Consider the following 23,406-nt stretch of genomic DNA (forward strand, 5'->3'; position numbering starts at 1 on the left):
CATCCGCCATCTAAAAGTTCCCTTCTTTAAGAAATCAGAACTCCCGCCACTCTCCCTCAAGGGTCATCCAGCCGTCACTGTCGGTTGGCGTCGCGGCCGTTCGCGTCGCCATCAACTGACTACTAACCACGGAAAACGTGACAAAATCCTCGAACCCGGTCGCCGGCAAATTCGGACCGGCCCATGCAGCATTGATGCTGTCGCCCGCATTATCTAACAAGACACGATACTCGGCCATCTTCAAGGTGTTGACCGAGCGCTTGGTTGCCGTGACCCTCACCCAGCCATTGCTGTTTGCCGAAATGCCAGTGGCCGTAGCAGACGTTCCTAGAGTCATACGCCCGGTCTTTTGAATGCCGTTTTCATCGCGCCGCACGGCCATGGAACTAGCGTTGACGGTGCCTGCCAAGCAGTGCGGCAGATTGATGTTGCAACCTGTGGACTGGTTATTCCCGTCGATCACATTGCTACGCGATACGTTGCCGCCGCGGATGGTGATATTTGTGTTCGATGACATGTGCCGAGCGAACACGCCGCCCGTCTGGCCTGCGCCGTTGGTGGATTTATTGAGCTTGTCGAAATCCACTTCCGTTGCGATGCTGTCATGACTGTCGACAAGAACATCGATCGGCAAGGTATACTCTGCAACTACGGCAGAGCCGCCACCGGTTGTGGTGGCGTTAGCCTGAGCTGCGCCCTGCTGGATCGTGTAACTGTGGGCATCTACGACAGTGACCCTGAACTTGCCGTTCAAGGTCAGTCCGGCAACGGCAGTAGCCCCTTTCAGGTTGATTTCATCGCCGGTCGCGAGACCATGAGCGGTATGAGCCACAGTCACAACCGCCGAGGCGTTGGTCGTCGCGAATGGACTTGCCGCCAGCGTGACAGCCGCAGTCGGCGTCGACTTGCCGTTCTGCTCAAGGTGGGTAACCCCCAGAACCTTGGCCCGCATGTTATTGATGTACATGCCTGCACCGAAGTTGCCTTCGATGTCAGGCGTGTCGATGGACACTTCCGCGATGCTCGCTCCGGTATTTTTGAGGTGCAAGCCAGTGATCGTAGTGTTACTGATGCGCGGCTGAATGATCTTGCTGTCGTTTAAGCAAGCATTAGCTTCCCACCAGATGCCGTACTTGCCGCCGCTGCCAAAAACTCCCTGCATAGTGCTTGAGTACATAGGCACAGTACCGCGTAGCGCAGACACGCGGACGGCGTTGACGCCGCGGATGTTTCGGAAATAGCTGCCCTGTAGGATCAGGCCGCCAGAGCCGTCAAAGTTCGCTCCGTCCGTCGCCGTGCTGTTGCCATCAATCTGGAAATCTTCCCAGCCTATGAAAATCTGCGCTGCGGTATTGGCGTGAAAAACCGCATCGATAGCGCCGATGGCCTTGAACACCGTGTCGTACATGCCGGCGCCGCGAATAAAGCTGGTGTCTGTGACAAGGGCCTTCACTGACGTTCTGTAGGTGCCAGCTTTGGCAATGAGGCGGTAGCCATTCGCTTGGCAGTAGGCATTGGCGCCAGGCCAGCGCGCTCCATTGTCGGTCAGGTTATCGCCGACAAGGCCAAGCGTTTCGCAAGTTACCTCGCCGCGCGGTACGATCAATTCGCCCCACAGACCGCCGCCGCACGCGACCTTAGCAATGTGCGACGGCTCAGAGGCGCGGACGGCGTAAAGGCCCGCGCCGGCATCATCAGCTGCGTTGTAGCCGCGCGTTTCAAAAGCAAGGAGGCCAACCGGCAATGTAATCGCCGACATGCCTACAGCAGTGGAGTAGACTGGAACGTTGCCTTGGCTTACTGCGGCAGATGCATAGCCAGCCGCGATGTCACGAGCCGCTTCAGAAGCCAGCGCGCTTGCTGCGGAGTCGCTTGCTGCGTCCTCTGCGGCGGCCTGAATGGCTGCACTTGCCAGGTCCGATAAGAGCCTGAAGGTGACGCCCGAAATAACGCCAAGCACAGGCCCAGCGGCAAGACCGCCAGCCACAATGTCATTGCCTGCCGCGGACTTGATTGTCAGAGGTGCGGAATCGTTGAATGTGATGGTTACGGGCGAAGACGTATTCGCCTCAAAAACGTCCAGACGAACGATCTGCGAGCCTGAAGCAGAAAGCGCAACGGAGGTCGTTGCAATGATCGCGTTAGGCGTTCCTGCGCCAGCGTCTACGGCATGGACGGTCTGTGCGCCAGGAACAAAATCAGTTAGCTGCGTCCACGAGCCAGTCGTGGTCGCGCCTACCTTCATGTAAAGGCCGTCTTGTCCGACAATATCGTCGCCGATCACAAGCGCTGGAGTGTTGGCCGCAGGCACAAGGTCAGCAAAAAGATCGGCCTTGCTCGAATAGACCTTACCACTGGTGAAAGACAGGCTGGCTAGCGACTCAAGCCAAACACCCCATTCGCGAATCTTGGATTTCGGCACCTTATACGGCCCGCTCGCGGGTACACCATCCGTAACAAAATTGCGCCAGACCGACGCGGCTAAATCAACCATGATATCTCCGGATACAAAAAGGCCCGCTCGATGGCGGGCTGATCAGTGCTAGGGTTTTTTTGGCGTTGGCTATTCGAAGCCGGCCCCGTCATCGAAAGTTGAGCCGTCGCTGAACGGGATACCGTCCTGTTCTGCGAAGTGTTCTTCCGGTTCGATAGGCGCGAGTGCAGGCGTTTCCGCCGCGGCGGATTTGGGATCTGTCATCGATTTTCCTTTGGCTAGAGTCGCCGCGACTGTGCAGAGGCTATAAGACCCGGCATTTTGCCCGGCAGTGCTTTGTCGAACCGGCCGAGGCCTGCCTGCGTGACCTTGACAGCCACGTCCCGCGAGTGAGCTTGAATAGTCGGTATGAACTCCGGCCCCGGCTCGCCAACAACGTGAAGTTCCACCACCTGCGGCCTGTTCTGGTTGCCTGCTGGCGCGATGCGTGGTGTGGCCAAGCTAGGAATGGCAGAAACCAAGCCGCCAGACGCATAACCGCGGCGCATTCTCTCGACGTTCTCCGCTCCGCCAAAACGCTTGACGTCATCCTGGCTAAAAACAACCTCGCCCTTGTGGACGACGCCTGCAGGCTGGTTTTTGCTACCGTTTCCGGTATAGCCGCCCTTCGCAAAGCCCAAGACGCTAAAGATGCCGCCGAAGCCTCCACCGCTACCGCTGAAGAGACTGTCCAGGCCGATCTCCAACAGCTTGTTGGCCACCTTGTCCAATGCGCCCGCCAACGCTTCAGCACCCGACTGGCCTGCCCGGAGATCACTGATCATTCCGCCAAGAACATCCTTGCCGATGTCCCGCAACTCTTGCGATGCATCCGCCGCCGCTTCCGTTGCCGCGCGCTCGCGATAGATCGCTTCCACAAGCTGCTCTATCTCGGCACGCTGCGCAGCCGTTGCCGCGCTGCCTGCCTGACGAAGAGCGTTTGCCTTTTCGCGCTCGACCTCAGTGGCTCCGATAAGGGCTTGCTCTTCCTTCAGTCCTTCGATGACACTCAGAACTGCTTCGGCTTCACGGATAGCCGCTGCCGCCGCCGCGTTGCGCCCACCACCGGCTCCTCCACCGCCGCCCGATGATTTCTCACCGGGGATGATGGTGGCCTTGCTTGCCGCGGCGCCGTATCGCTTTTGGAGCGCATCGACCAGGGCCGTGTCCGCCTTCTGGATCTCGCCCCCGAACGCCTGCGCGATGCGAGTATCGATTGCGTCCGGCTTGTCACTCCTGCCTGGCCCGGTGACCACATCACCCGGTTGACCGACCAGCGAACCCGCTAAGCTGCCCATCTCCGCCGCTTGCCGTTTAAGCAAGAACTCATTCATCCGGCTATTGAGACCGTCTAGTCCCTCGATAGCGGTCAGGATTGCCGATTGCGCACTGACGCTAAACCGGCGCCACGCCGCGTCCCATCGGTCGCCCAGTTCCTCAGCACGCCGAAGCAACTGCTCGTCAATGACGCCACCTGCATCCTCGGCGGCTTTCTTCATGTTGTTAATGCCGGCCGCACCGTCGTTAAGAGCATTCAGGAAGTCGCCGCCACCTTTGCCGAAAGCTTCGGTAACGAGCACCATCCGCTCTTGCTCAGACGCGGCGTTGCGCACCAGTTCGGCGTAGCTGGCTAGTAGCTGTTCAGAGCTTTTGATTTGCCCGTTGGTGTCGCGAATGGCAATTCCGTTGGCCTTCAGGATATCGGCAAGACGTCCGCCTTTTGTTGCTGCTTCACCGATTCTTTTTGAAAACTGCTCCAGGCCAGTTTCAAAAGTGGCCTGGTCGACACCAGCCTGGCTGAACCCGAACGATAGTTCCTGCAGAGCAGTGGTCGTCAGCCCGATGCGGTCCGCCACGTCGACAAGCCGGCTAGCGTCATCGATAGTCTTGAGTGCGGTATTAAAGAGTGCAACGGGCGCCAGTGCAGCCAGCGCTCCGCTTCCAATGCCTGTGAAGAACCCAAGCACATTGCCCTTGAGACCACTGCCGATTTTGGCGAACTGAGCATCGAGCCGGGACGTCATAAGAGCGCCGCGTTTCTCGATTGCGCCCATGGAATCCGACGACACCTTCTTGGCCTTGGCCATACCCTTCTCGAGCTTGTCGATCCTGGCGATGACGTCGACCGCCAGTTTTTTGCTTTGATCGTTCGCCATAACGGCTCCTTAAAAGAAGAATGCCTCTTCTGAGGCTGTTTCGTACATGCTGAGGCCGGAGGAGCCCGCTACGGCGCGCGAAACCGACATGATGGCTGCCACGGCCAAATCGATACGATCGGCAGCGCGCGCCTTATTTGGGCGGCGGTTGTCGTTCTGGTCGCGCATCATGACGGTATTCCCGATGCACCAGCGTAGCGCTGGGCTATCGTGGACTAGCCGACGGTTGAGAAACATGTCCTCGAACGTGTCGACTGGCTTGGCGAAGTTCATAAGAGTCTGCGGAAAGGCCGCAACGGGAATGCCGTCCGCCTCCAGATTCTCCATCAACTCACGGGCCAAAGCGATGTCAAAGACGCATTCTTGCACATCGAACAAATCCACCATGCGCCTGATGTATTCTTCGACAATAAGCCGATCGACGATGTCGCCGGGACACGCCTTCATCCACCCTTCCTCGGACCAACGAGCATACGGCGCGCCGTCAGCGTCAGCGCGCTTTCGGATCTGCGCCTCAGGGGTAAAGCCCATGCAATGGACGGCGAAGCGGTCGTCATCCAGTTCGATGGTGCAGACGACGGCGCTAAGGTCGATCCGCTTCGAAAGGTCGACTCCGATCCATGCCTTGCGACCGCGAAGCGCCTCAAGATCGATTTCGCCATGCCCTTCATCCCAGATGGCCAAATCCCATTCGGGGTTCGCCGCGCCATCCAGATATACCGAGAGGTGGAGCCGCCGAAATGACTCTCTTTCGCTTGGGCTGTGCTCGCACTTGTCCCGGTAGCGTTTGACCTTCTTCAAGTTCGGATAGCCATACGGCAGACCGGGGTTCGTAGCACTGAGCCAGTCGTCGTCGCGCCAGTCTGCGTCGGCCGGCGCCTCGAACAGGATGGGCAGGAACGTCTCGTCAACCAGCCGCCCGTCAGTGATCTTTTTGGCGTGCTCGTACTTCGCCCAAAATGGTCCAGTGCGCCCGATGCCTGCCGTGGATGCGGACAGCAGCAGGGTATTAGCCGACTTGTTCAAGCCGGTCTCCACGGCCTCTAGCAAGTCGTCCTTCTTCTCGGCGTGGCCTTCATCCCAGAACGCGCAAACATCCGTCCTGCCGTGAGCGTTCTTCGCATCGGACGACAGCGCCTCATACGCAATGTCGAGCTTCCGGTAGGTAATGCGCTTTTCCGTGTCCTGAATGCGCACCGCTTCAAGGATGCGAGGAGTGGCGCGGCAGATGCCTGCCATCTCTTTGAAGGTGAGTGCGGCCTGTTCACGGCTGTTGGCAATGCTCGCGATAGTGCTGCCCGGTACGCGCTCTGTTCCGCACAAAAACAGCATGAGGCATGCGGCCATAAGGCTGGTCTTGCGGTTGCCGCGACCGACCATGAGGAAGAGTTCGTTTATGCGGCGTGCGCCGTCCGGTAGGGTGTCACCGAACACGCGTAGGACAATTCGTTCCTGCCATGGCGACAGGTCAAATGCATTGCCTGGGAGTTTGGATTTAGGATGCTTAAGCGCCTTGATGAATTTTACTGCGGCAGCGCCTTTGCCGTGCGGATCTGGTATCGAGCTGTCGTCAAATATCCACGCCAAACCTGGAAGCTTCTCCGTCACCTGGTGCGCCTCCCGAATTCTTCCCGCGGCTGGCAGGGGTCAGCCCTAGCTCGGCAGCTAACCGGCGAGAGGCCTCTAGGTTTTCTTTTAGGATGGTGGTCTCGGGCCGGCGCTTTGGTCCGGATTCGGACATGAATGTCATGCCCTCTCGCTCCACGACTTCCTGCGCTAGCCGCATCGTTGCGACAGCCAGGCAGTAGCTCTCGACCGTGCTCAACTCATGCGCTGCAATCTTGCGATCGGCGACAAGCTGCGGCACCACTCGCCGCCACTCTGCACGCCCGTAAGCGGGCAGCCACTTAGGAGCAGGCGGCGCTTTGGATAGCGCACCATCCAGCGCCGTTACTGTCGCCTTACGTCCGCGTGCCATCAATCGAGCCTCTTAGTTCGCAACTCCAAACCGCGCCTTCTGCCAATTTCCTTGATCTCGATAAGGTTGTGCGGCTGGCCGTTGTACGAGACGCGGTCGGCAAGCGTGACTTCAGCCATATATCGAGTGCGGAAGATCGTGGCGGTTTCCGAAGACGCGCCGTAAGAGCGAATGAATTCTTCGGTGCTGGCCTCGATTAGCTGCGCACGAAGCGTGGCTAGCGGCGTCCATGTTTCGGTCTGATTTCCTGTGCCGTCATCCACAAGCGTCACGCGCTCGATGACGATTTCACGATCTAGTCTTCCCGCTCTCAAAACACACCCACCGTATCCTCGGCGTGAACCGAAAAGCTGATAACCGCGTGCGAGTGCTCGCCGCTAGGGTCCCGCAAGAACACGGTGTCCTCAAAGTCGAACGACAGGTCAAAGCCGTCCTGCACGCCCTCCTTGCGGCGAAGCGCGCGGCGGATTTCTCCCGCGATTTCCTTCACTGCGACCATGCCGTTTTCCTTTGTCCAGGCATGGATTTGCAGGAAGACTTCGGACAGGTCCGCGCAGTCAATGTCATCCCCGACAGTCTGGCCCTCGCCGACAATAACGCACGGAAAGACCTCCGGCCGCGAGTTGCGATCGAAGATGTTGGCGTCCGGCACAAGCGCGCCGAGAGCAATACTCTGCCGCATGGTGATGACGGCCAGCCGTTGGGCTGCCAAACTGGCTTCGCTCATTGGATTGCCTCCCATGCTGCCACCGCTGCGTCACATAGCTCGTCCCGAAACGGACCTGCCGCGCAGATGATGCCGCGACCAGACGCTCGCCCCGGCGTCATCGCGTACACATTGCCGGTCTCATGGTCACGGAATATCGTCCCACGCTTGATGGAAAAGCCGTTCGCAAACGCGTCAAACTCGCCGACAACATCTCGCGTTTCTCCCGGAAACCAGTGCCGGGAAACGCTCTTGATCTCAAAGTTCATTTGAAGGTGTCCTTAATGGCCGTGTTTATGGCCCTGTCGACGCGACCGCGAACTCGCTTTTTCAACGTGTTGACGGCCGGCCAGAAGAAACTGTTCCGATCCATGTCCGCAGTCCCGAACTCTTGGTAAAGCGCGTGGTCGTTGTCGGTCGTAACGGTCGTGGACAGTTCGTTATTCTTGACGGCGTGGATGCTCGACTTCAGATCGTCGGCAGCGGTTTTGGGATCGTCCGGCGCCAGGTATTGCATCCGAGCCACAAGCTCATCCGCGCCCTTGTCGATCGCCTTGGAGATGCCCTTGCGGGCCGCTTTTGGTATAACGTCGAACGCCTTGAGCAGGCTGGCAAGATCGTCGCGCGCCATTAGAAGCTATAATTCCTGCGTTCGCGCACGACGTCCCAAACGCCAAGCGGTAATTCCATAGCCGATATCCCGACGACGGTTGCTTCGCGATTCTCAAATAGGTGCGCGGCAAGCGTCATAACGGCGCCTATAAGGTCGGCCGGAACGACAAGAGGTGACGCGAATTCTTCCGCGATTACGAAGCCTAGAAGCTGCTCAATGTGAGCTTGCGCGGCATCAATCTGCGCAGAAATCAAGTCGTCATCGCTGTCGAGCGTGACGCCAAGGTGTGCCTTTTGCTCGGCTAAGGTGACGATTGCCATAGGTTCAAAATCCCATTTAAGGTTTATTGCGAATTGTGCGGCGCGGGTGGTCAGGAAGGGGTGGCAAAAAGTTGCTGACCCGGCCCCCGGTGCGCTATGAGGGATCCGAAAGCGAGGAATTGAGAGATGTCGTCGGCGTATGATGTGCTCAACAAGGCCAAGGGCCTGTGGGGCGAGATAGTAGCACTGCAAACTAAGATTGAGTTTGACGAGCGAAAGCGTGAGCTGTTGGCACACGCTGCCGAAGCTAAGGCAAAAATCGAAACCATCATCAGCGACTTAGAGGCGCTTAATAAGAAAGACCTTGGCTTATAGCGCGCCCAAAGCCGCCCTCGCTCTTGATACTCTTACGCCTATTGCACAGCCCATTCATGGGCTGCCAATTGGTGCGATCCCAGAACAACTGCATGTCGCCTTTCGGCGCCTTGATGTGGTCCACCATATCGGCTGGCCTACCGCATCCACAGGCACACAGCGGGCCGTCTAGGACTGCTAGGAACGCCTTGCTCTCACGTGCCCACTTGCCGTCATATCCACGCTCAGAGGCGCTGCCGCGCGCCTTGTCGTTAGCGGCTTGCCGTGTCTTGGCGTTGCGCACCTGGCAGGGGCATTTGCTGCCCTTCGGCACGCTGAAGCCGCACGCGCATATAACGTTGGCCATGGTGGCTCCTATGAATTGAAAGCGGATGGCAGCGCAAAGCATGCCACCCGCTAAGCCCACCTAATTTAGGAAACAGGCTTATTGGCCGCGTTGCCCTTAACAACGATGGCGCTAGCCGCGATGGAGGTGCCGCTGTTAAGCGTGATAACGGTCCTCAGGTAACGCTTGTTGCCAATATACCCCTGCTTGGCAACGCTTGAAGCGAGGAGCACGGCAGGCAGGGTACCGACAAGGTCAGCAGCCGCGACGTCGGCAAAGCCGCTACCTGAAGCGTCCGATTCCTGTAGCTTGGCAGTGAAGTTGCCAGCGCCGACAATGGCACCCGTTTCGATGAAAACCGCAGCGCTATTGAAGCCGAGCAGGTCAATCGCTGCAGAGGTGTTCGTGGCAGTGAGAACGGCGGGCGCTACGGCCTGCACGGCGCCAATGTTATTTGCGATATCGCGCATATCTAGATCCTTATGAAAAGAGGCGGGCGGCTGAAGCCGCCCTAAATGGATTGATTAAGCCGCAGCGACTTTGAGCTTACGGAACGCCTCGGCCTGCGTATTGGCACCACCGACGCGGCGACGCGCATGGAAACGAACCTTGCCGGTCGTTGCTTGGCTGTACGGATCGCGGAGGATCGACATCGCCACGCGATCATAGATGCGATAGCGGGTGAAATCGCCGAAGATGATCGGGAAGGTTCCGGCAGCGATATCGGGCATGTCCGGCGCCTCAACAATCGGACGGCCGAGCAGCGTTGCAGGTTCGCCTGCCTGGATGGAAGGCTGCCAAATATATTGTTTCGTCGTGTCCTTCAAGCGCCTCAGCGCTGCGATCGTGGTGCCATTAGCCATCCACACGCCGTTGGCGCGATATGCAGGCTTCAGGGCGTACATCAGGTTAATCAGACCGTCCGCAGAGCCATCGGCGTCAGCGATAACCGCGGCCGAACCCGATACCGTAAACGGAATGCCTGCATCCGTCATAAACCCGGTAGGCTTTTTGAAGCCGTCGCCATTCACGAATGCAACACCTTCCAGGCGGCCAAATTCCTCCGCGAGGTCCATGGCCACTTCGGACTCGACGTTGACCGCAGCGTCTTCGAGCAACTGCAGCGATACATCCACATAGCAAGCCGCTTCGTTGATCGGGATTTCGATTTGGCCATACGCGCTTTCCGTCGACTGGCGGTCTTCAGTCTCACCCACCCACGATGCCGTTGGCGTGCCGGTACGCTTAGGCAAGATCACGGAGCTAGATGCAGTGCTGCCCACGCGGGCGGCCTGGCGCACTGGCGAAAACTGCACGATGTTCTTGATAACTTCGGCCTGAAATTCAGCCGTCGCCAGATATCCGCCGCGGGTGTCGTCGGAAACGACAAGCGACTTGGCTTCCTCGCCTGGCATGCGCTCTGGGCCGTACTTAAGGAACGACTTGAATGCCTTGCGCTCTGGCGACGGCTCGTTGTCGTTGTTGCCCTTAAGAATGGCCGGGCGGTTGAGCTTCACTTCGAAGGCAGCAAGGCGATCGGCCAGCGTCTTGTTGTCGTTCGCGGCCTTTGTCTCGGCAGCGGTAACTTTGGCTTCGGCGGCAATGAGTTTCTGCTCAAGGGCGGCCAGGTCGAGATTGGTATTTTCAGTGGACAATGGAAGATCCTTAAGATTGGTGATGCGTGCCGCTGGGTGGGCCGGAACGGCTACCAAGGAGCACTCTACGAGGTCGAGGTTTTGGATGGTTCTGCCTCCCCCGCGGCGGGGGATAGCCTTGGTCGTTACGAAGCCCACGGATAGGCCAGTTATTCCGCCCGCCCTGCACAAGGCGCGGACTTCCGCGGCACGCACCACGTCATTGACGAGGAGCTTTCCGCTTACCTTAAGGCCATCGGCCTCGACGGTTACTTGGTCCCATACGCCAACGGCTTGCGCCTGGTCGTGAGCGAATAGCATTGGTATGGACTTGCCGACCGCACCGGCAAAGGCGGCGGGGTCGATCATGTCGCCGACCCTGTCGGGTGAAGAGAAGTCCCATGCCTTGCCTGTGATGGCGCCAGCATCGTCCGTCGTGAAGGCAGCCTTAAATTCAAGCCGCTCCATCATGCTGCGAACTCCGCTGGCACGGCCTCGCCCTTGCCGAACAGGATCGCGCCAAGCACCTCAAGCGCGAGAGCGGCGTGCTCTGTGAGCGGCTCATGATCAAAATAAGTTTTGATCAGCGCGGCTGCTTCCTGCGTGGTAGCACCGCCGCCAATAAGGCCTGTGCGTATCACTTCCCGGATAACATCCAGGCGATAGGTGCCGCTGTAAATCTGGCGGAACAGAACGAAGATGCCAGCGTCAAACTTGCGCTCGAGTTCGCGCAGCAAGTCTAGGCTATCGCCCGTCTTAGACTTGAGGCAGAAGTCCTTGTCGCCGTCACCGAAATGTGCGGCGACCGTGAATTTATCTGACGCACTCATGCTGCGTCCTCCTGTTTTGGTGGGGTGTTGTCGTTGGCGGGCTTGCTGCCGGTGTTAGGATTTTCGTACTTGTCGCCACCGTCGTAAGGCGGCAAGCCTTCCCACTCGCGCGCTTCATTCGGATTGATGACGCGGCTAGTGATGAGCGACGAATAGGCGATTGCGCGCTGCCCAATGTCGGCCCGCGTAAGGTCGTCACGCTCGAACCAGATACGGAAAGACTTCCGATCCTCCGGCGCAATCAACGCGCGCCTCAGCGCGGCCTCCAGCGCCATCAGATGAGGCTCTAGGCAGTAGGTAAGGAACTCACGCCCCATCTGCTCACTGTTCGACCACGTGGCCCTGTCCAGGCTGTAAATCATTGATGGCGGGACGCGGAAGGCGCGCGCGATTTCGTCTATGGCGAACTTACGAAGCTCGAGGAATTGGCTGTCCACGGACGAGAACGTGAGCGGCTTCCACTCCGCTCCGTCCCAAGTCACGGCCGTACCGGAGCTATTTCCGGAACCACCAAAGGCGGCTTGCCACCCGGCCTTGATCTTCTTCAGTGCCTCGTCGCCTAGCTTCGCACCGGCCGGGAACTGAAGAACGCCAGCCGGACGTGCTCCATTGGTGAACAGCTTGGCCGCGTGCTTTTCCATCTGATAGGCAACGCCGATTGCTTCGGCCGCAAGGTTGAGCGGAGACTTGGCGAATGGGCCTGTTAGATGGATGATGTCTGTGGCCGGTACAGGCTTGCCGGAAAGCCTGTAGGTCGGCTCGCCTGTGTCTGCGTATTCGACCGAAATGACGTGGTCTCGATAATGGATGATCTCGGATGGCTTGCCGTTGACTCGATTGACCCACGCCAGGCCGCCAACGTCTCGCGTTAGGGACTCAGCGACTAGGTCACGAATAACTTCGAACCCCGAGAGCCAAGGGCAGGCATCGCCGCGCAGGAGGTGCCAGGCGGGATGCTCTTCGTCATCAACCCATGTGTCGCCGTCCCTACGCTGGACCTTCACCTCAAGCGTAGCGGCGGCCTCAGAGATGACGCGGATGGCTGCGGACACCGCAGGCACGGTCAAAGCCACGCTTGCCGAGACGGCGGCCACGCCGGTCACGCTGGCGCCCAAGATGGCTAGCAGTTCCTCGTCGGGCGCGGCTAGGCTCTTCTGTTCGATGGCGGGCTTACTTTTCCACGGCCACATTCTCGGCCTCCTTAACAATTGTCTGACAAATCAGGCCGATTGGCACAATGATTTCGGAGCGCTCGAAGTTGAGCCGCGGCACATCGCGATCTGAGATGATGCGCGGCAAGCCGCATCCACGGCGGATGACAGCTGGCGCTATCAACAGCGCGTCGGCAGGCGGCGGATGTTGGAGGTTGTCAAAGGCGGCGCCGATCGCCATGAGCCAAGAACGGCCAGCGCGCTCTAGCTCGTGCGCTATTCGAAGGACGCAGATGTCCTTAACTGAGAACCAGCGTTTGGTGCCGCGCTTCTCCGTGAAGAGCACAGACACATCGCGGGCACGATGGGTAAGTACGTCAAGCGAGCCGCGCGGCATCCCGCACAGCACCGCGCATTCGTCGCGCGTGTAGGCGCGGTGCGTCCATGCGTTCATGGTTTTCGTCCGTAAGTTTTTCGCTTGGGCAAAAAGAAACCGCTGCCCAGCATCACGCAGGGGCGCGGTTCAAAAAGTCAGCATTCAGCGAGGGATGAATGCCCTTCACACTTATAGGGTTGCGAGGTGGTCGCTTTCCCTACCTATGCCGCTTTGCGAGATTGCAGAAAGCGGCGCCTTCACCTTTATAGGGGTAGCGGAGTCGTAGAAAGTGGACCTCTTCACATACATACGCTACAAGTGGCGCACATTTTTCTACCCCTCATATACATACCCTATAAGTGGCCAAGATAGTCAGGCTACTTCGCACTTTTTCCTTTGCCTATTGTCATTAGCTGCAACCAGAGCCACCCTTCACCATACTCTCCACCAAAATCCGTTTTCCCTACCTACCCACACCATGGGAATCGCAGAAAGCGGCAACTCAGCCTTGCTGTAGCTCGGCCCGCACGAAGAACAGGCTCGCCGTGTTAATGATGATCTCTTCTCTCGGTTTGCTCCGGTCTGCTTCGGCCATGAATTCGTTAAACGGGCTAGGCTTCGACCAGTCCGGACCAAGGCACTTCACCAGCGGACCCTCGACGGCCGCGACCTCGTGAACAATGGACGACTCGTAAGTCGCCCACTTGCCTTCGTAGTTATCGCCCGTCTCCAAAGTGACGAACCTATAAGACTTCCCAACTTCAAACATTCTCAAGCTTCCCTTTGTTGCCGTGCGGCAAACCGTTTCTTTCAATGTCTCGGCGATTCGCCACGATATTCCGCCAATGCGCCCGCCGGCATTCGACTTGTCAAGTCGTTGCGTGCGCACCCTCCTTCGTTTCGCTGCCAGCCAGGCGGTTCATTTCCGCCACGATTTGGTGCCGGTCGGGTCTGCTGGGATGCCAGAAGGTCCTACTGCCCGCGTGTCGATCGAGGATGTTCGCCAGATCGTAAAGGTTGATGTTGTCGTGCATCGCCTTGTCATTGTCGGGATCGGGCATCAGGTCACCGTTGAGCATCAGAAGAAACGGGACCCCGTACAGTTCCGAAAAGTCGCTGATCTGGTCGATTGCTGTGACCCTAGTTAGGTCGTTCAGTTTTGCCTGTCCTTCGGCTTGGCGATCGGATCTATCGGCCTGCAGGACAATCTCCAACTCACCACAGGCGTCGCCGGTTGAATCGCTTAACGTCAGCCGCGCCACCTCGCCAGACGGTTCCAGGTCAGACGCCGTGACCGAGACTAGCCGCGCACGCATCGCGGCACCGGGCGGTGGCCGAAAGGCCCACCCGCCCTGGTCGCCAGCGATCTTTCTTTCCCCTTTAGGGGAAGAAAGGGTTTGGTCCCCCACCTGGGGGCCTCTATGGGCTCTAGAGTCCCCCAAGGCGTCACCCGGCTGAGGTGACCTTTTGGGGGACTCTGAGGGTGACGCCTTGGGGGACTCCGATCTTGACTCGCGGCAGTCCAAGATCGGCTGGCCGCCGTTCTTCAAACGGACGTAGCCGCTGCCTCGGAAGAACCAATTTACCGACCACAGCGTAGAGGCTGTCCCGGCGCCCTTCCTGATGATCGACACTCGATTGCTTGCGACGATGATTGGGACATATTTCCCGACCACCTTCTTAGTTGTCCCCACCGCGGCAGCCAGGAAGGTCAGGGAGCATTTCGACTGGCCTGTGGCGTTGTCGTAGTTCTTCGCGATGGCTCCGATTAGGCCCTTCTGCACACCCGACAGGGTCGGATCGGCTTCAAGATCTTCCGCGAAGGCCAGCTTCTGCCAAACAAGCGGCCCGCCGATCTTTCGACGCTTACCGCTGCGGGAAGTCATGCCGCACTCCCCGCGACCAATCGGCCGCCCAGCCCCGCCAGGCGCGATCGTGCGCATCGCCGCGCGAAAGGAGCGGCTCATATAGGTTCCCGCTTGCGTCGCCCCCACGGGCCGCCACGCGCACGAAGCCGCTGGCAATCAACCGAGCGACGCAGCGCACCGCATTGCGGCGCGTACAGGTCGCGCGCTTGGCTAGCTCGCCATAAGTGAATCGCGCCTGGCCGGTTCGTAGGTGTTCGCTGGCGATTGCCGCGGCTATTGCCATCTGGGCACTCGATGGCTTGCCGGTCAAAGTTGATGCATACAGAAAGTTCAAATACGGACGGACGCTCTCCGCGTCCGGAACGGCATCGGCCGTTGCGGATGGTTGCTTGGGCAACTTCATTCCCCAGTCTGGTTGGTGGTCGTGTTTTTGGCGCCGGCTCGGCGTCCTAGCGGTAAGTTAGGCGGCGCGGGTCTGGGGACGCATGGCTCGTGCGTTATCGTTGGCGTGGTCATATACAGCCGTCCGCCGCCCCGCGGCAAGCCACGCTTCAAGGTCGGCTAGGGCATATCGGACGGAGCCGCCGAGCTTCAGATAAACAGGGCCGTCGCCCGTCATGCGGCTCTTATTGAGCCAGGATGGAGATTTACCGATCCTGGCCGCTGCGTCTTTCGTGGAAAAAAGCATTTGACGTACCCTTGAAGGTGGCGTAGGTAATTAACGGAAGGTGGACTCTGCGAGGCAATCGGCCAACGCAAACCTATATGGTCCCCTTTACCAAAATAAATGCAAGCTAATTCTCGTGCTGTCAGTCGCTTTCCGGCTGCTGCGGTTTTGGTGCGACAACATCGAGCCATCTCCAGCCGTCCCACTTGTCGCCCGTCTGACGAAGGTGGGTGTAGCGCTGTAGGTTTTGCCACGATCGATGTGCACTGACAGATGCGACCTGTGGAATTGTTCGGCCCATCTCGAAGAGCCGGGATACCCCCTCGTGCCGCATGTCGTGGAATTTCAGATCCTCGATTCCAAGGATGGTGCACGCGTCACGCCAGGCCACGTAAATAGTGTCCTCCTTGTATGGGAAAATGACGTCACCAGCGTGCGGCGTTGCCTTGATAATGCGTAGCGCTTCCGGTGTGAGTTCAGTCCAAATGTGGTTGCCTGCCGCGCCTCGAGGGTCCTTGGCGTCCCGCACTAAGATGCGTGAGTGGAGCTCGTCCAAGTCATCCCACCGAATACGAACAATCTCACCTTCGCGGCGCGTGCTGAATAGGGCAAAGGCAGCGATGCGCATCATGGGAACGCTGTCGGCCTTTCTCCCGCTGAAGAACTCCATCAGACGATTCATCTCGTCAACGGTCGGGCGCCTATCGCGCTGATTGGATCGGCCCGTCATCTCCAGTTTCGCAGCGACCGTAGTCGCGTCACTCATCGCCTTCTCGTCGAGCGGGTATCCCCAAGCTGGCCGAGCGACTTTGAACACGCCGGAAAGAAAGGTGAGATACCCGGCAACCGTCGACGGGCGTCGAGTTTGTGAAAGCTCCCGCGCTAGTGCCACTATATGCTCAGAGCGAATTTCGGAGCACCGTTTAGACGCGATGTCGAATTCCTTGAGGCTCTTTAGCACCGCGGCTTTGGTGCGGCCCAATCGCTTTGCTTCTTTCTCGTACCGCTTGATGGCATCGGCCAGAGTGGGGTCTTCGCGATTGATTTCCTCAACCGCGCCAGGCTTGGACAACTCGCCCTCGCGGAATGCGCCCCATGCCGCAGCCTCACGCCGCTTAGCGAATGTTTTGTTTTCGCGGTGCACAGTCTTGCCGTCGCGCTTGATTACGATCTGCGCCAAGAAAGACGACGTGCCGTCCTTCTTCTTTCGCTCTATGATGCTAGCCACGGTACAACATGCCTCCGTTTCGGTACGACATGTTGTACTTTAAAAGAAAAAAGATTAAAAGCGCGGAATTGGTTGGATAAAGGTACGCACATTAAACAATTGAAGAAGCTACGAAATGACAAAACCTGAAACGAAATTCGTTGCCGCCTTGCCGATGTACGACTGGCCCGAAATGCGGAGCGAGGTCGATGCCCAATGGGCGCGGCTGCGTGATGCCTTCCGGCAAAAAGGCATCGAAGCGCCGCAGACCATCGCTCGCTTCAATGCCGATCTACGGCCTGTGGAAGGCGGCATCCGCGACGCCGCTGGAAAGGTCATCGCGCCCGATCCGGCGACGCTGCCGCCGGGCGAACTGTATTTTCATGGCCTCTGGCTGCATCCGGCGCTGCTGTTCGCACAGACCTGCTGGGGCCCGATGGAGACCGGCCTGTCGGAGCATGTCCAGGTGATCGGCCAGCCGAACTACGATGCTTTCGAAGGCGGGCAGGGCGAACTCTATTCGAGCGCCATCGTGATGCGGGCAGGTGAAGCGCCATCGGTTGGCTCACCGGCCGACGGCAGCCCTCTCATCCCGCTCGATATCCTGCGTGGCAAGCACTTTACCTTCAACAGCCTCGATTCCATGTCGGGCATCGTCGGGCTGACGCGTGACCTGGAGGCGCTGGGCGAAAGCCTCGACATCTTCTCTGAGCGCAGCGAAAGCGGTGGCCACCGTGCCTCGATCGTCGCAATTGCCGAGGGCAGGGCCGATGTCGCCGCCATCGATTGCCTGAGCTGGGCGCTGGCGCAGCGCTTCGAGCCTGCAGCGGAAGCGGTGGCGGTGGTCGGCTGGACAAGGCGGCGCAAGGGCCTGCCGTTCATCACCGCCAGATCGACACCGGAGAAAATCGTCGTGGCGTTGCGCGAGGCTGTCGCGGCGCTCGCATAAAAACAATCAGCCGCCGAGCAGCCGCTCGTCGAGCGGATAGTTCGAAAGCTGCTCGTTGCCGGTTTCGGTGATCAGGATCTGTTCCTCGATCTTGACACCCTCGTGACCGCCAAGCCGGCCGATATAGCTCTCGACGCAAAGCACCATGCCTGACACAAGCACGCCGTCGGGCGTGTCTTCAGTCCAGTCGATCGCATGCGGCAGCGTCGGGTATTCGTCGGCCAGGCCGACGCCGTGATAGAGCACGCCGTAGCGCGTCGGGAAACAATCTCCGGGCGGCACCGCCGAGCGTTCGACAAGGTCGCGGAAGGACATGCCCGGCTGCATCAGGCGGGTGTTGTGGGCGATCTGGTCGGCGGCGATGCGAAACAGGTCGCGTTGTTCGATGGACGGCTCGGTGTCGCCGCAGAGCCAGGTGCGCGACAGGTCGGCGCAGAAACCATAAGGGCCGATCAGGTCGGTATCGAAAGCGACGAGATCGCCGGCTTCGATCGTTCTCGACGAGCATTCCTGGAACCACGGATTGGTGCGCGGGCCTGACGTCAAAAGCCGGGTTTCGACCCATTCCCCACCACGCGCAATGTTGCCGCGGTGCAGTTCGGCCCACAATTCGTTTTCGGAAATGCCTGGCCGCAATGCTGCTTCCATCTCGCCTATCGCCGCCTCGCAAGCGATGATCGACCGGTGCATGGCTAGGATTTCGTCGGGCGATTTGATCAGACGAGCATTTTCCATCAGCGCCTCGCCATTGCCGATCGAGATGCCGAGGCGGGCGAGCTCTTCGACGCCTTCGGTATTAATGTGGTCGACGGCGATACGACTGATACCGCCGCCATGCTCTTTCACCAGATCGGCGATGCCGGCAGCCCAGCGGCGGACCTTTTGCTCGGTCAACTCGCCGCTGTAGAGATACATCCACGACACTGCCGGCCGCACCTCGTCGACCACGCCGGAGTGGTCGGAAAGGTGCTCGCACGAAAAATAGTCGAACAGCACCACCGGGCCTTCGGTGGCAACGAAACAATGCCTTGTCGGGTTGTGCGCGACCCAGAGCTGCATGTTGGTCGAGTCGGTCGCATAGCGGATGTTAATCGGATCGTAGAGCAGGGCTCCTGCATAGTCGCGGCGCTTCAGCTCGGCGCGGATGCGGTCGAGCCGGTATTGACGCATGGCAGGCAGGTTGGGGGCAGCAATGCCGGCGGCGTGCCACTCGGCTTCCGCCAGTGCGCCATAGCCAAGCACATGCTGGTTGAGCTCAGCGGCCTTCTGCCGCGACTTCAGGCGCAACACATCGGTGGAGCCCGCTTCGTCCGGCTCGAACGGCATGATCTTGCGATGACGAGGAGGTCGATCAGTCGGGTTCCTGTCCACCCTCGGTTCCTTTGCTAACGCCTTCGTCGGGCGCTGTGGCTTTTTCCGCAGCCGTTTTCTTCAATCTTATGTAGGCGCCGGGCCGGGCAGGCTTGTCCGTGCTAGGCAATAGCGGAACCATGATTTGCCTTGGTTGGCCGTCCGGCTCATAGCCGGCTTTTTTGAGCTGCTCCAAAATGACCGGCCGCGGATCGTCGCGGTCGAGCCAGACGAGTACAGCCGGCTCTTGCACTAGCCTGTCGAAATTCGGCACTTCCTGGTCAAGCGCGACCAATTTTTCGTCGACCAACCGCAGATTTCCGACCCATGCACCGTCGGATATTGCGGTTTTCACCGGCCCGTCAGCAGTCAGCTGGCGATAGAGGGCCGGGTAATCCACCCGGATCATCCGCGAGAGACCACTGGTCCCGTTTATCTGGAAGTACCAAGTGGCGGGCGCGAGCACAACGGCGATGACCGCTCCGGCCGCGATCACCAGGAGCTGGGCGTCCCTGCCGCGTGGTGAAAGCCGTTCCATATAGGCGGCCATCGCCAGCGGCAAGATGATCAGGACCGGCACCAGCCAACGGGCCTTGACCTCGGTCACGCCGGTGGCCAGCACAAGTGTCGCCAGCATGGCCAAGCCGAGCGCCAAGGTACGCCACAAGAGAACTTCCCTGGCCGGAGCTTTGGGGTGCCGCTCGGAAAAACGAAACCCCGTCAGCGCGAAAGCCAGCGCGGAAACGAACACCGGCAAGACAGCGAAATTGAAGGTCCCCATGATAAACTTGCCGGCGCCGGTGGCCGCGGCCGTCATGCGCGGCTGCTGTAGGTCTATTCCGAACTTCTCGCCTCTCGCCAGCAAATCGGCAGGATGCATGAGGCTCCAATATGTGGTTGGCGCCAGCACCAATATCGCGACGGCAACGCTGATTGCGAATTTCGGATCGAGGATCGCGCCGCGCAACTCGCGCAGCGACAACACCGCCGCAATAAGGGCTAACACCAGGAATACGTCGTTGTATTTGGCAAGAATTGCCGCAGCCGTTGCCAAGCCAAACACCGCATAGGCGATCACGCTTCGCCGCTCGATCAGATTAGCCATCGCGAGCAGGAGGAGTGCGCAAAAGCCGACAACGGCGACCGAATGCGACAAGGCCCGCTGCGATTCCCAGGCGATTTGCGGGATTGTGAAAAGTCCGAGCATGGCCGCCGATGCCGTCGCTTTCGTGTAGCCGAACCGCCGCATGGCGGCGAACACACTGCAGGCGGCGAGGAACAGCACGGAGTATTTGACCAGCTTCAGCGTGAAAATATTGGTGCCGAAAATTTGCGCGGCCAGCCAGTTGATCCATGTATAGAGAGGCGGTTGCGAGCCGCCATATCCAGCCCAAAGATATGGAAGATAAATCAGTTGCTCCGCGTCATCGACGCCGACGCCAGTTCCTGCCCAAGTGGCCAGAATGGACAATATGACGGTTTGCAAGGCCAAATAAGCGGCGACCATGACGATCGCCGCCGGGAAGGGGCCGATCCTGCTCTCGGCAAGCCATTCGTCCCATTTCATCGAATACTTCAACGAGTTCTCATCGCCCGTGCCAGTTGCCGCCGGCTCCGCTAGCACGAAGACCGTGCCCCGCACAATGTGGCAGCGCTGATCGCTTCCAGGGCGGCGGGCTTCAAGTCGAATCGTACCGCCGCTCTAGCTTTTTGGTTAAGCATCGGGCTTCTCCAAAATCGGTCGCACCCCGGGTCGGGCCGGAGGGCAGGCCTTTGGGTGCGGTGCTCTAGGTCCGCATCTTCTCGCCGCTCGGGTCGAAAGGCGGCTCGACATTGATGCGGGCCGGACGCCGGCTTCCGAGGATTTCGATCTCGAACAGTCCGGCGCTCTCTTCCCCGGCTAACGCCGCTGGCACATAGCCTTGCGCCATCGATTTCTGGACGTAATGGGCATAGCCGCCGGAGGTGACCCAGCCGACCACGCGCCAGTCGCCATCGACGATGCCGCGCACGGCCGAAGCGCCTTCCGCGGCCCTGGAGCCGCGCACTTCCTTGCCGTCCGTATCGAAACGCGGCGCACCATAGCCGTGCGGCTTTTCCACCGTGCCGTAGTCCTTGCCGCCGACCTTGGCCCAGATCGGTTCGTCGCCCATGACATCGGCGTCCGCGGCATCGACGATGAAAGAGACACGGCGCAGTTTTGGCCCTTCTGCCTGCTCCCTGGCTGCCGCTTCGCGTCCGATGAAGTCGTTCTTCTCCAGTTTGACGAAGCGGTCCATCGCGCCTTCGAACGGTCCGTAGATCGGGCGCAGTTCGCGGAACCAGGTCGGGAAATTCTTCTCCAGTCGCATCGAGAGCAGGGCGCGCATGCCGAAATCGACGAGGCCAAACTCTTCTCCGGCATCCTTGATCGCCTTGTAGACGAGGCGCTGGTATGCCGGCGCCATCCAGATCTCGTAACCGAGGTCGCCCGTATAGGTAATTCGATTGACCATGCAGGGCGCGCCGCCGACCGCCATCTCGCGGAAATCCATGAAGCGGAAAGCCTTGGTCGAGATATCGACATCGACCAGTTTCTGCAGCAGGTCGCGCGATCTCGGCCCGGCGATTGAGAGACCGACAAGCGTCTGGTCAAAGCGGTGAATCCGGACGCTATCATCCTTCGGCAGGTGCTTCTCGAACCAGCGCATATGATACTTCTGCGCCGCCGACGAGCTCCAGATCATGAAGCGCTCTTCACCCGCCTTGGCGATGGTGAAGTCGCCGATCAGCCTGCCGAACTCGTTCAGCATCGGAGTCAGCACGATGCGGCCGGTCTTCGGCATGCGGTTGGTCATCAGCCGGTTGAGGAAATCCTCGGCTGCCGGCCCGGAGACTTCGTATTTGGCAAAGTTGGCGATCTCGGTGACGCCGACCTTCTCGCGGGTCGCACGCACTTCCTCGCCGATCGGCCCGAAATCGTTGGAGCGATGGAAGGAAACGATGTCCTTCGGCTCCGTGCCTTTCGGTGCGAACCAGAGCGGGGTTTCGAGGCCCCAGCTATCGCCCATGACGGCGTTTTTGGCCAGCATCGTGTCGTAGAGTGGCGTCGTTTGCGCTGGGCGCGCGGCCGGCAATTCCTCGTTGGGAAAGCGGATGGAGAAACGGCGCGAATAGTTTTCGCGCACCTTGGCATTGGTGTAGCGCAGCGTCGCCCATTCGCCGAAGCGCGCCACGTCCATGCCCCAGACGTCGAAGCCGGGATCGCCATGAACCATCCAGTTCGACAATGCCAGCCCGACGCCGCCACCCTGCGAGAAACCGGCCATTACGGCGCAGGCGCACCAGAAATTGGTCAGGCCCTGCACCGGGCCGACCAGCGGGTTGCCATCCAGTGCGAAGGTGAAGGGACCGTTGATGATCTGCTTGATACCGGCCTTCTCGATGCCGGGAAAATGCTTGAAGCCGATCTCGAGCGACGGCGCGATGCGGTCGATGTCGGGCTGCAGCAGCTCATGGCCGAAATCCCACGGCGTGTTGACCGGAGACCACGGCTTGCAGGCCTTTTCATAGGTGCCGAGCAGGATGCCGTTGCGTTCCTGGCGGGTGTAGATTTCGCCCTTGAAGTCCATCACGCCGATCATCTCGCGGCCGGTCGACCTGTTGAATTCCTCAACCTCCGGCATTGGCTCGGTCAAGAGGTACATATGCTCCATGGCCAGCAGCGGCAGCTCGATACCGACCATGCGGCCGATTTCGCGCGCCCACAGGCCGCCGCAGTTGACGACATGCTCGGCCTGGACCGTGCCTTGTTCGGTAACGACGTTCCAGGTGCCGCCGACTTCCTGCGTCAGCTCGACGACGCGGTTGCGCAGCACGATCTCGGCGCCGAGCTTCCTGGCCGCCTTGGCGTAGGCGTGGGTGGTGCCGGAAGGGTCGAGATGGCCTTCGACCGGATCCCACATGGCGCCGACGAAATTCGTCTCGTCCATCAGCGGGAACATCGCCTTGGCCTCGGACGGCGTGATCAGCTCGGTGTCCATGCCGAGATAGCGGCCCTTGGCGTGGGCAAGGCGCAGGAAGTCCATGCGCTCGGGCGTGTCGGCCATCATCACGCCGCCGGTCAGGTGCAGCGAACAGGACTGGCCGGAAAGTTCTTCGATCTCCTTGTAGAGCTGCACCGTATAGGCCTGCAGCTTGGCGACGTTGGGATCGCCGTTGAGCGTGTGGAAGCCGCCCGCCGCATGCCACGACGAGCCGGAGGTGAGCTCCGAGCGCTCGATCAGCATGATGTCGGTCCAGCCGGCCTTGGCCAGATGGTAGAGCACCGAGCAGCCGACGACGCCGCCGCCGATGACAACCGCTTTTGCATGAGATTTCATGAAGATAGTTCCGTTTTTGAAGAGATTGAATCGAGTGAGCGGGGGGTGAACACAAAGCGGAGAAGGGCGCCGGCTTGAATGATCTCACGCCCTCCCTCTACCCTGTCGACCGGGGGAGAGGTGTCGG

Annotated in this window: 23 protein-coding genes; 2 read left to right on the plus strand and 21 right to left on the minus strand. The window is 59.6% G+C overall.

The window, feature by feature from the left end; translation table 11 throughout:
* Nucleotides 1–34: 34 nt before the first annotated feature.
* From A9K68_RS15905 to A9K68_RS15945, 9 genes are all read right to left on the minus strand, one after another.
* Complete coding sequence (locus A9K68_RS15905) at nt 35–2,494, minus strand: hypothetical protein (RefSeq protein WP_065012234.1); 2,460 nt, start codon at nt 2,492–2,494, stop codon at nt 35–37.
* A 69-nt stretch (nt 2,495–2,563) separates the two neighbouring features.
* Nucleotides 2,564–2,698, minus strand: a complete 135-nt coding sequence (locus A9K68_RS32290; protein ID WP_281409503.1) for a hypothetical protein — start codon at nt 2,696–2,698, stop codon at nt 2,564–2,566.
* 14 nt (nt 2,699–2,712) lie between these two features.
* A complete protein-coding gene (locus tag A9K68_RS15910) occupies nt 2,713–4,629 on the minus strand; it encodes a hypothetical protein (RefSeq protein ID WP_065012233.1) in 1,917 nt (638 codons plus the stop codon).
* 9 nt (nt 4,630–4,638) lie between these two features.
* Nucleotides 4,639–6,237, minus strand: coding sequence for a terminase TerL endonuclease subunit (locus A9K68_RS15915; protein WP_163603038.1), 1,599 nt, complete (start codon nt 6,235–6,237; stop codon nt 4,639–4,641).
* Between the two features lie 369 nt (nt 6,238–6,606).
* Nucleotides 6,607–6,879 carry a phage head closure protein gene (locus A9K68_RS15925; RefSeq protein WP_246811388.1) on the minus strand — a complete coding sequence of 91 codons (273 nt, stop codon included), beginning with the start codon at nt 6,877–6,879 and terminating at the stop codon, nt 6,607–6,609.
* A gap of 38 nt (nt 6,880–6,917) precedes the next feature.
* A complete protein-coding gene (locus A9K68_RS15930; protein WP_065012229.1) occupies nt 6,918–7,334 on the minus strand; it encodes a DUF3168 domain-containing protein in 417 nt (138 codons plus the stop codon).
* Nucleotides 7,331–7,582 (minus strand): hypothetical protein, encoded by a 252-nt coding sequence (locus A9K68_RS15935; protein ID WP_065012228.1) that lies wholly within the window; start codon nt 7,580–7,582, stop codon nt 7,331–7,333. Before A9K68_RS15935 ends, A9K68_RS15930 begins: the two co-directional genes overlap by 4 nt.
* Nucleotides 7,579–7,944 (minus strand): HK97-gp10 family putative phage morphogenesis protein, encoded by a 366-nt coding sequence (locus A9K68_RS15940; RefSeq protein ID WP_065012227.1) that lies wholly within the window; start codon nt 7,942–7,944, stop codon nt 7,579–7,581. The genes A9K68_RS15935 and A9K68_RS15940 overlap by 4 nt, the downstream gene beginning before the upstream one ends.
* A complete protein-coding gene (locus tag A9K68_RS15945; RefSeq protein ID WP_065012226.1) occupies nt 7,944–8,246 on the minus strand; it encodes a head-tail connector protein in 303 nt (100 codons plus the stop codon). The genes A9K68_RS15940 and A9K68_RS15945 overlap by 1 nt, the downstream gene beginning before the upstream one ends.
* 126 nt (nt 8,247–8,372) lie before the next feature.
* On the opposite strand from A9K68_RS15945, the gene A9K68_RS15950 reads away from it, so the two are divergent.
* Nucleotides 8,373–8,561 carry a hypothetical protein gene (locus A9K68_RS15950; protein WP_065012225.1) on the plus strand — a complete coding sequence of 63 codons (189 nt, stop codon included), beginning with the start codon at nt 8,373–8,375 and terminating at the stop codon, nt 8,559–8,561.
* Between the two features lie 411 nt (nt 8,562–8,972).
* Here the strand turns inward: A9K68_RS15950 and A9K68_RS15955 are convergent, their stop codons facing one another.
* The 9 genes from A9K68_RS15955 to A9K68_RS15995 all read right to left on the minus strand — a co-directional run bounded on the left by A9K68_RS15955 (nt 8,973) and on the right by A9K68_RS15995 (nt 16,640).
* Complete coding sequence (locus A9K68_RS15955; protein ID WP_065012224.1) at nt 8,973–9,356, minus strand: hypothetical protein; 384 nt, start codon at nt 9,354–9,356, stop codon at nt 8,973–8,975.
* Nucleotides 9,357–9,410: 54 nt separating this feature from the next.
* The gene (locus A9K68_RS15960) at nt 9,411–10,991 is read right to left on the minus strand and encodes a phage major capsid protein (RefSeq protein WP_065012223.1); all 1,581 of its coding nucleotides are present in this window, start codon (nt 10,989–10,991) and stop codon (nt 9,411–9,413) included.
* Nucleotides 10,988–11,350 (minus strand): gene transfer agent family protein, encoded by a 363-nt coding sequence (locus tag A9K68_RS15965; protein ID WP_065012222.1) that lies wholly within the window; start codon nt 11,348–11,350, stop codon nt 10,988–10,990. Before A9K68_RS15965 ends, A9K68_RS15960 begins: the two co-directional genes overlap by 4 nt.
* On the minus strand, nt 11,347–12,540 hold the full coding sequence (locus A9K68_RS15970) for a phage portal protein (RefSeq protein ID WP_065012221.1): 1,194 nt from the start codon (nt 12,538–12,540) through the stop codon (nt 11,347–11,349). Before A9K68_RS15970 ends, A9K68_RS15965 begins: the two co-directional genes overlap by 4 nt.
* Nucleotides 12,521–12,955, minus strand: coding sequence for a hypothetical protein (locus tag A9K68_RS15975; RefSeq protein WP_065012220.1), 435 nt, complete (start codon nt 12,953–12,955; stop codon nt 12,521–12,523). Before A9K68_RS15975 ends, A9K68_RS15970 begins: the two co-directional genes overlap by 20 nt.
* A gap of 424 nt (nt 12,956–13,379) precedes the next feature.
* Nucleotides 13,380–13,646 (minus strand): hypothetical protein, encoded by a 267-nt coding sequence (locus A9K68_RS15980; RefSeq protein ID WP_065012219.1) that lies wholly within the window; start codon nt 13,644–13,646, stop codon nt 13,380–13,382.
* 100 nt (nt 13,647–13,746) lie between these two features.
* A complete protein-coding gene (locus A9K68_RS15985; RefSeq protein ID WP_156768585.1) occupies nt 13,747–14,844 on the minus strand; it encodes a hypothetical protein in 1,098 nt (365 codons plus the stop codon).
* A 361-nt stretch (nt 14,845–15,205) separates the two neighbouring features.
* Nucleotides 15,206–15,433 carry a helix-turn-helix domain-containing protein gene (locus A9K68_RS15990; RefSeq protein WP_065012216.1) on the minus strand — a complete coding sequence of 76 codons (228 nt, stop codon included), beginning with the start codon at nt 15,431–15,433 and terminating at the stop codon, nt 15,206–15,208.
* Between the two features lie 121 nt (nt 15,434–15,554).
* A complete protein-coding gene (locus A9K68_RS15995; protein ID WP_065012215.1) occupies nt 15,555–16,640 on the minus strand; it encodes a tyrosine-type recombinase/integrase in 1,086 nt (361 codons plus the stop codon).
* Nucleotides 16,641–16,755: 115 nt separating this feature from the next.
* Between A9K68_RS15995 and A9K68_RS16000 the strand changes: the two genes are divergently transcribed.
* Nucleotides 16,756–17,568: a PhnD/SsuA/transferrin family substrate-binding protein gene (locus tag A9K68_RS16000; RefSeq protein ID WP_065012214.1), complete on the plus strand. Its 813-nt coding sequence runs from the start codon at nt 16,756–16,758 to the stop codon at nt 17,566–17,568.
* Nucleotides 17,569–17,574: 6 nt separating this feature from the next.
* On the opposite strand, the gene A9K68_RS16005 is transcribed toward A9K68_RS16000, so the two are convergent.
* The 3 genes from A9K68_RS16005 to A9K68_RS16015 form a co-directional block, all read right to left on the minus strand.
* Nucleotides 17,575–18,894, minus strand: coding sequence for a Xaa-Pro peptidase family protein (locus tag A9K68_RS16005; protein WP_065012213.1), 1,320 nt, complete (start codon nt 18,892–18,894; stop codon nt 17,575–17,577).
* Between the two features lie 25 nt (nt 18,895–18,919).
* Nucleotides 18,920–20,497 (minus strand): glycosyltransferase family 39 protein, encoded by a 1,578-nt coding sequence (locus A9K68_RS16010; RefSeq protein WP_156768584.1) that lies wholly within the window; start codon nt 20,495–20,497, stop codon nt 18,920–18,922.
* Nucleotides 20,498–20,705: 208 nt separating this feature from the next.
* A complete protein-coding gene (locus A9K68_RS16015) occupies nt 20,706–23,279 on the minus strand; it encodes an FAD-dependent oxidoreductase (RefSeq protein ID WP_065012211.1) in 2,574 nt (857 codons plus the stop codon).
* Nucleotides 23,280–23,406 lie beyond the last annotated feature (127 nt).

It is taken from the genome of Mesorhizobium sp. AA22 (assembly GCF_001672375.2).
GTDB lineage: Bacteria > Pseudomonadota > Alphaproteobacteria > Rhizobiales > Rhizobiaceae > Mesorhizobium > Mesorhizobium wenxiniae.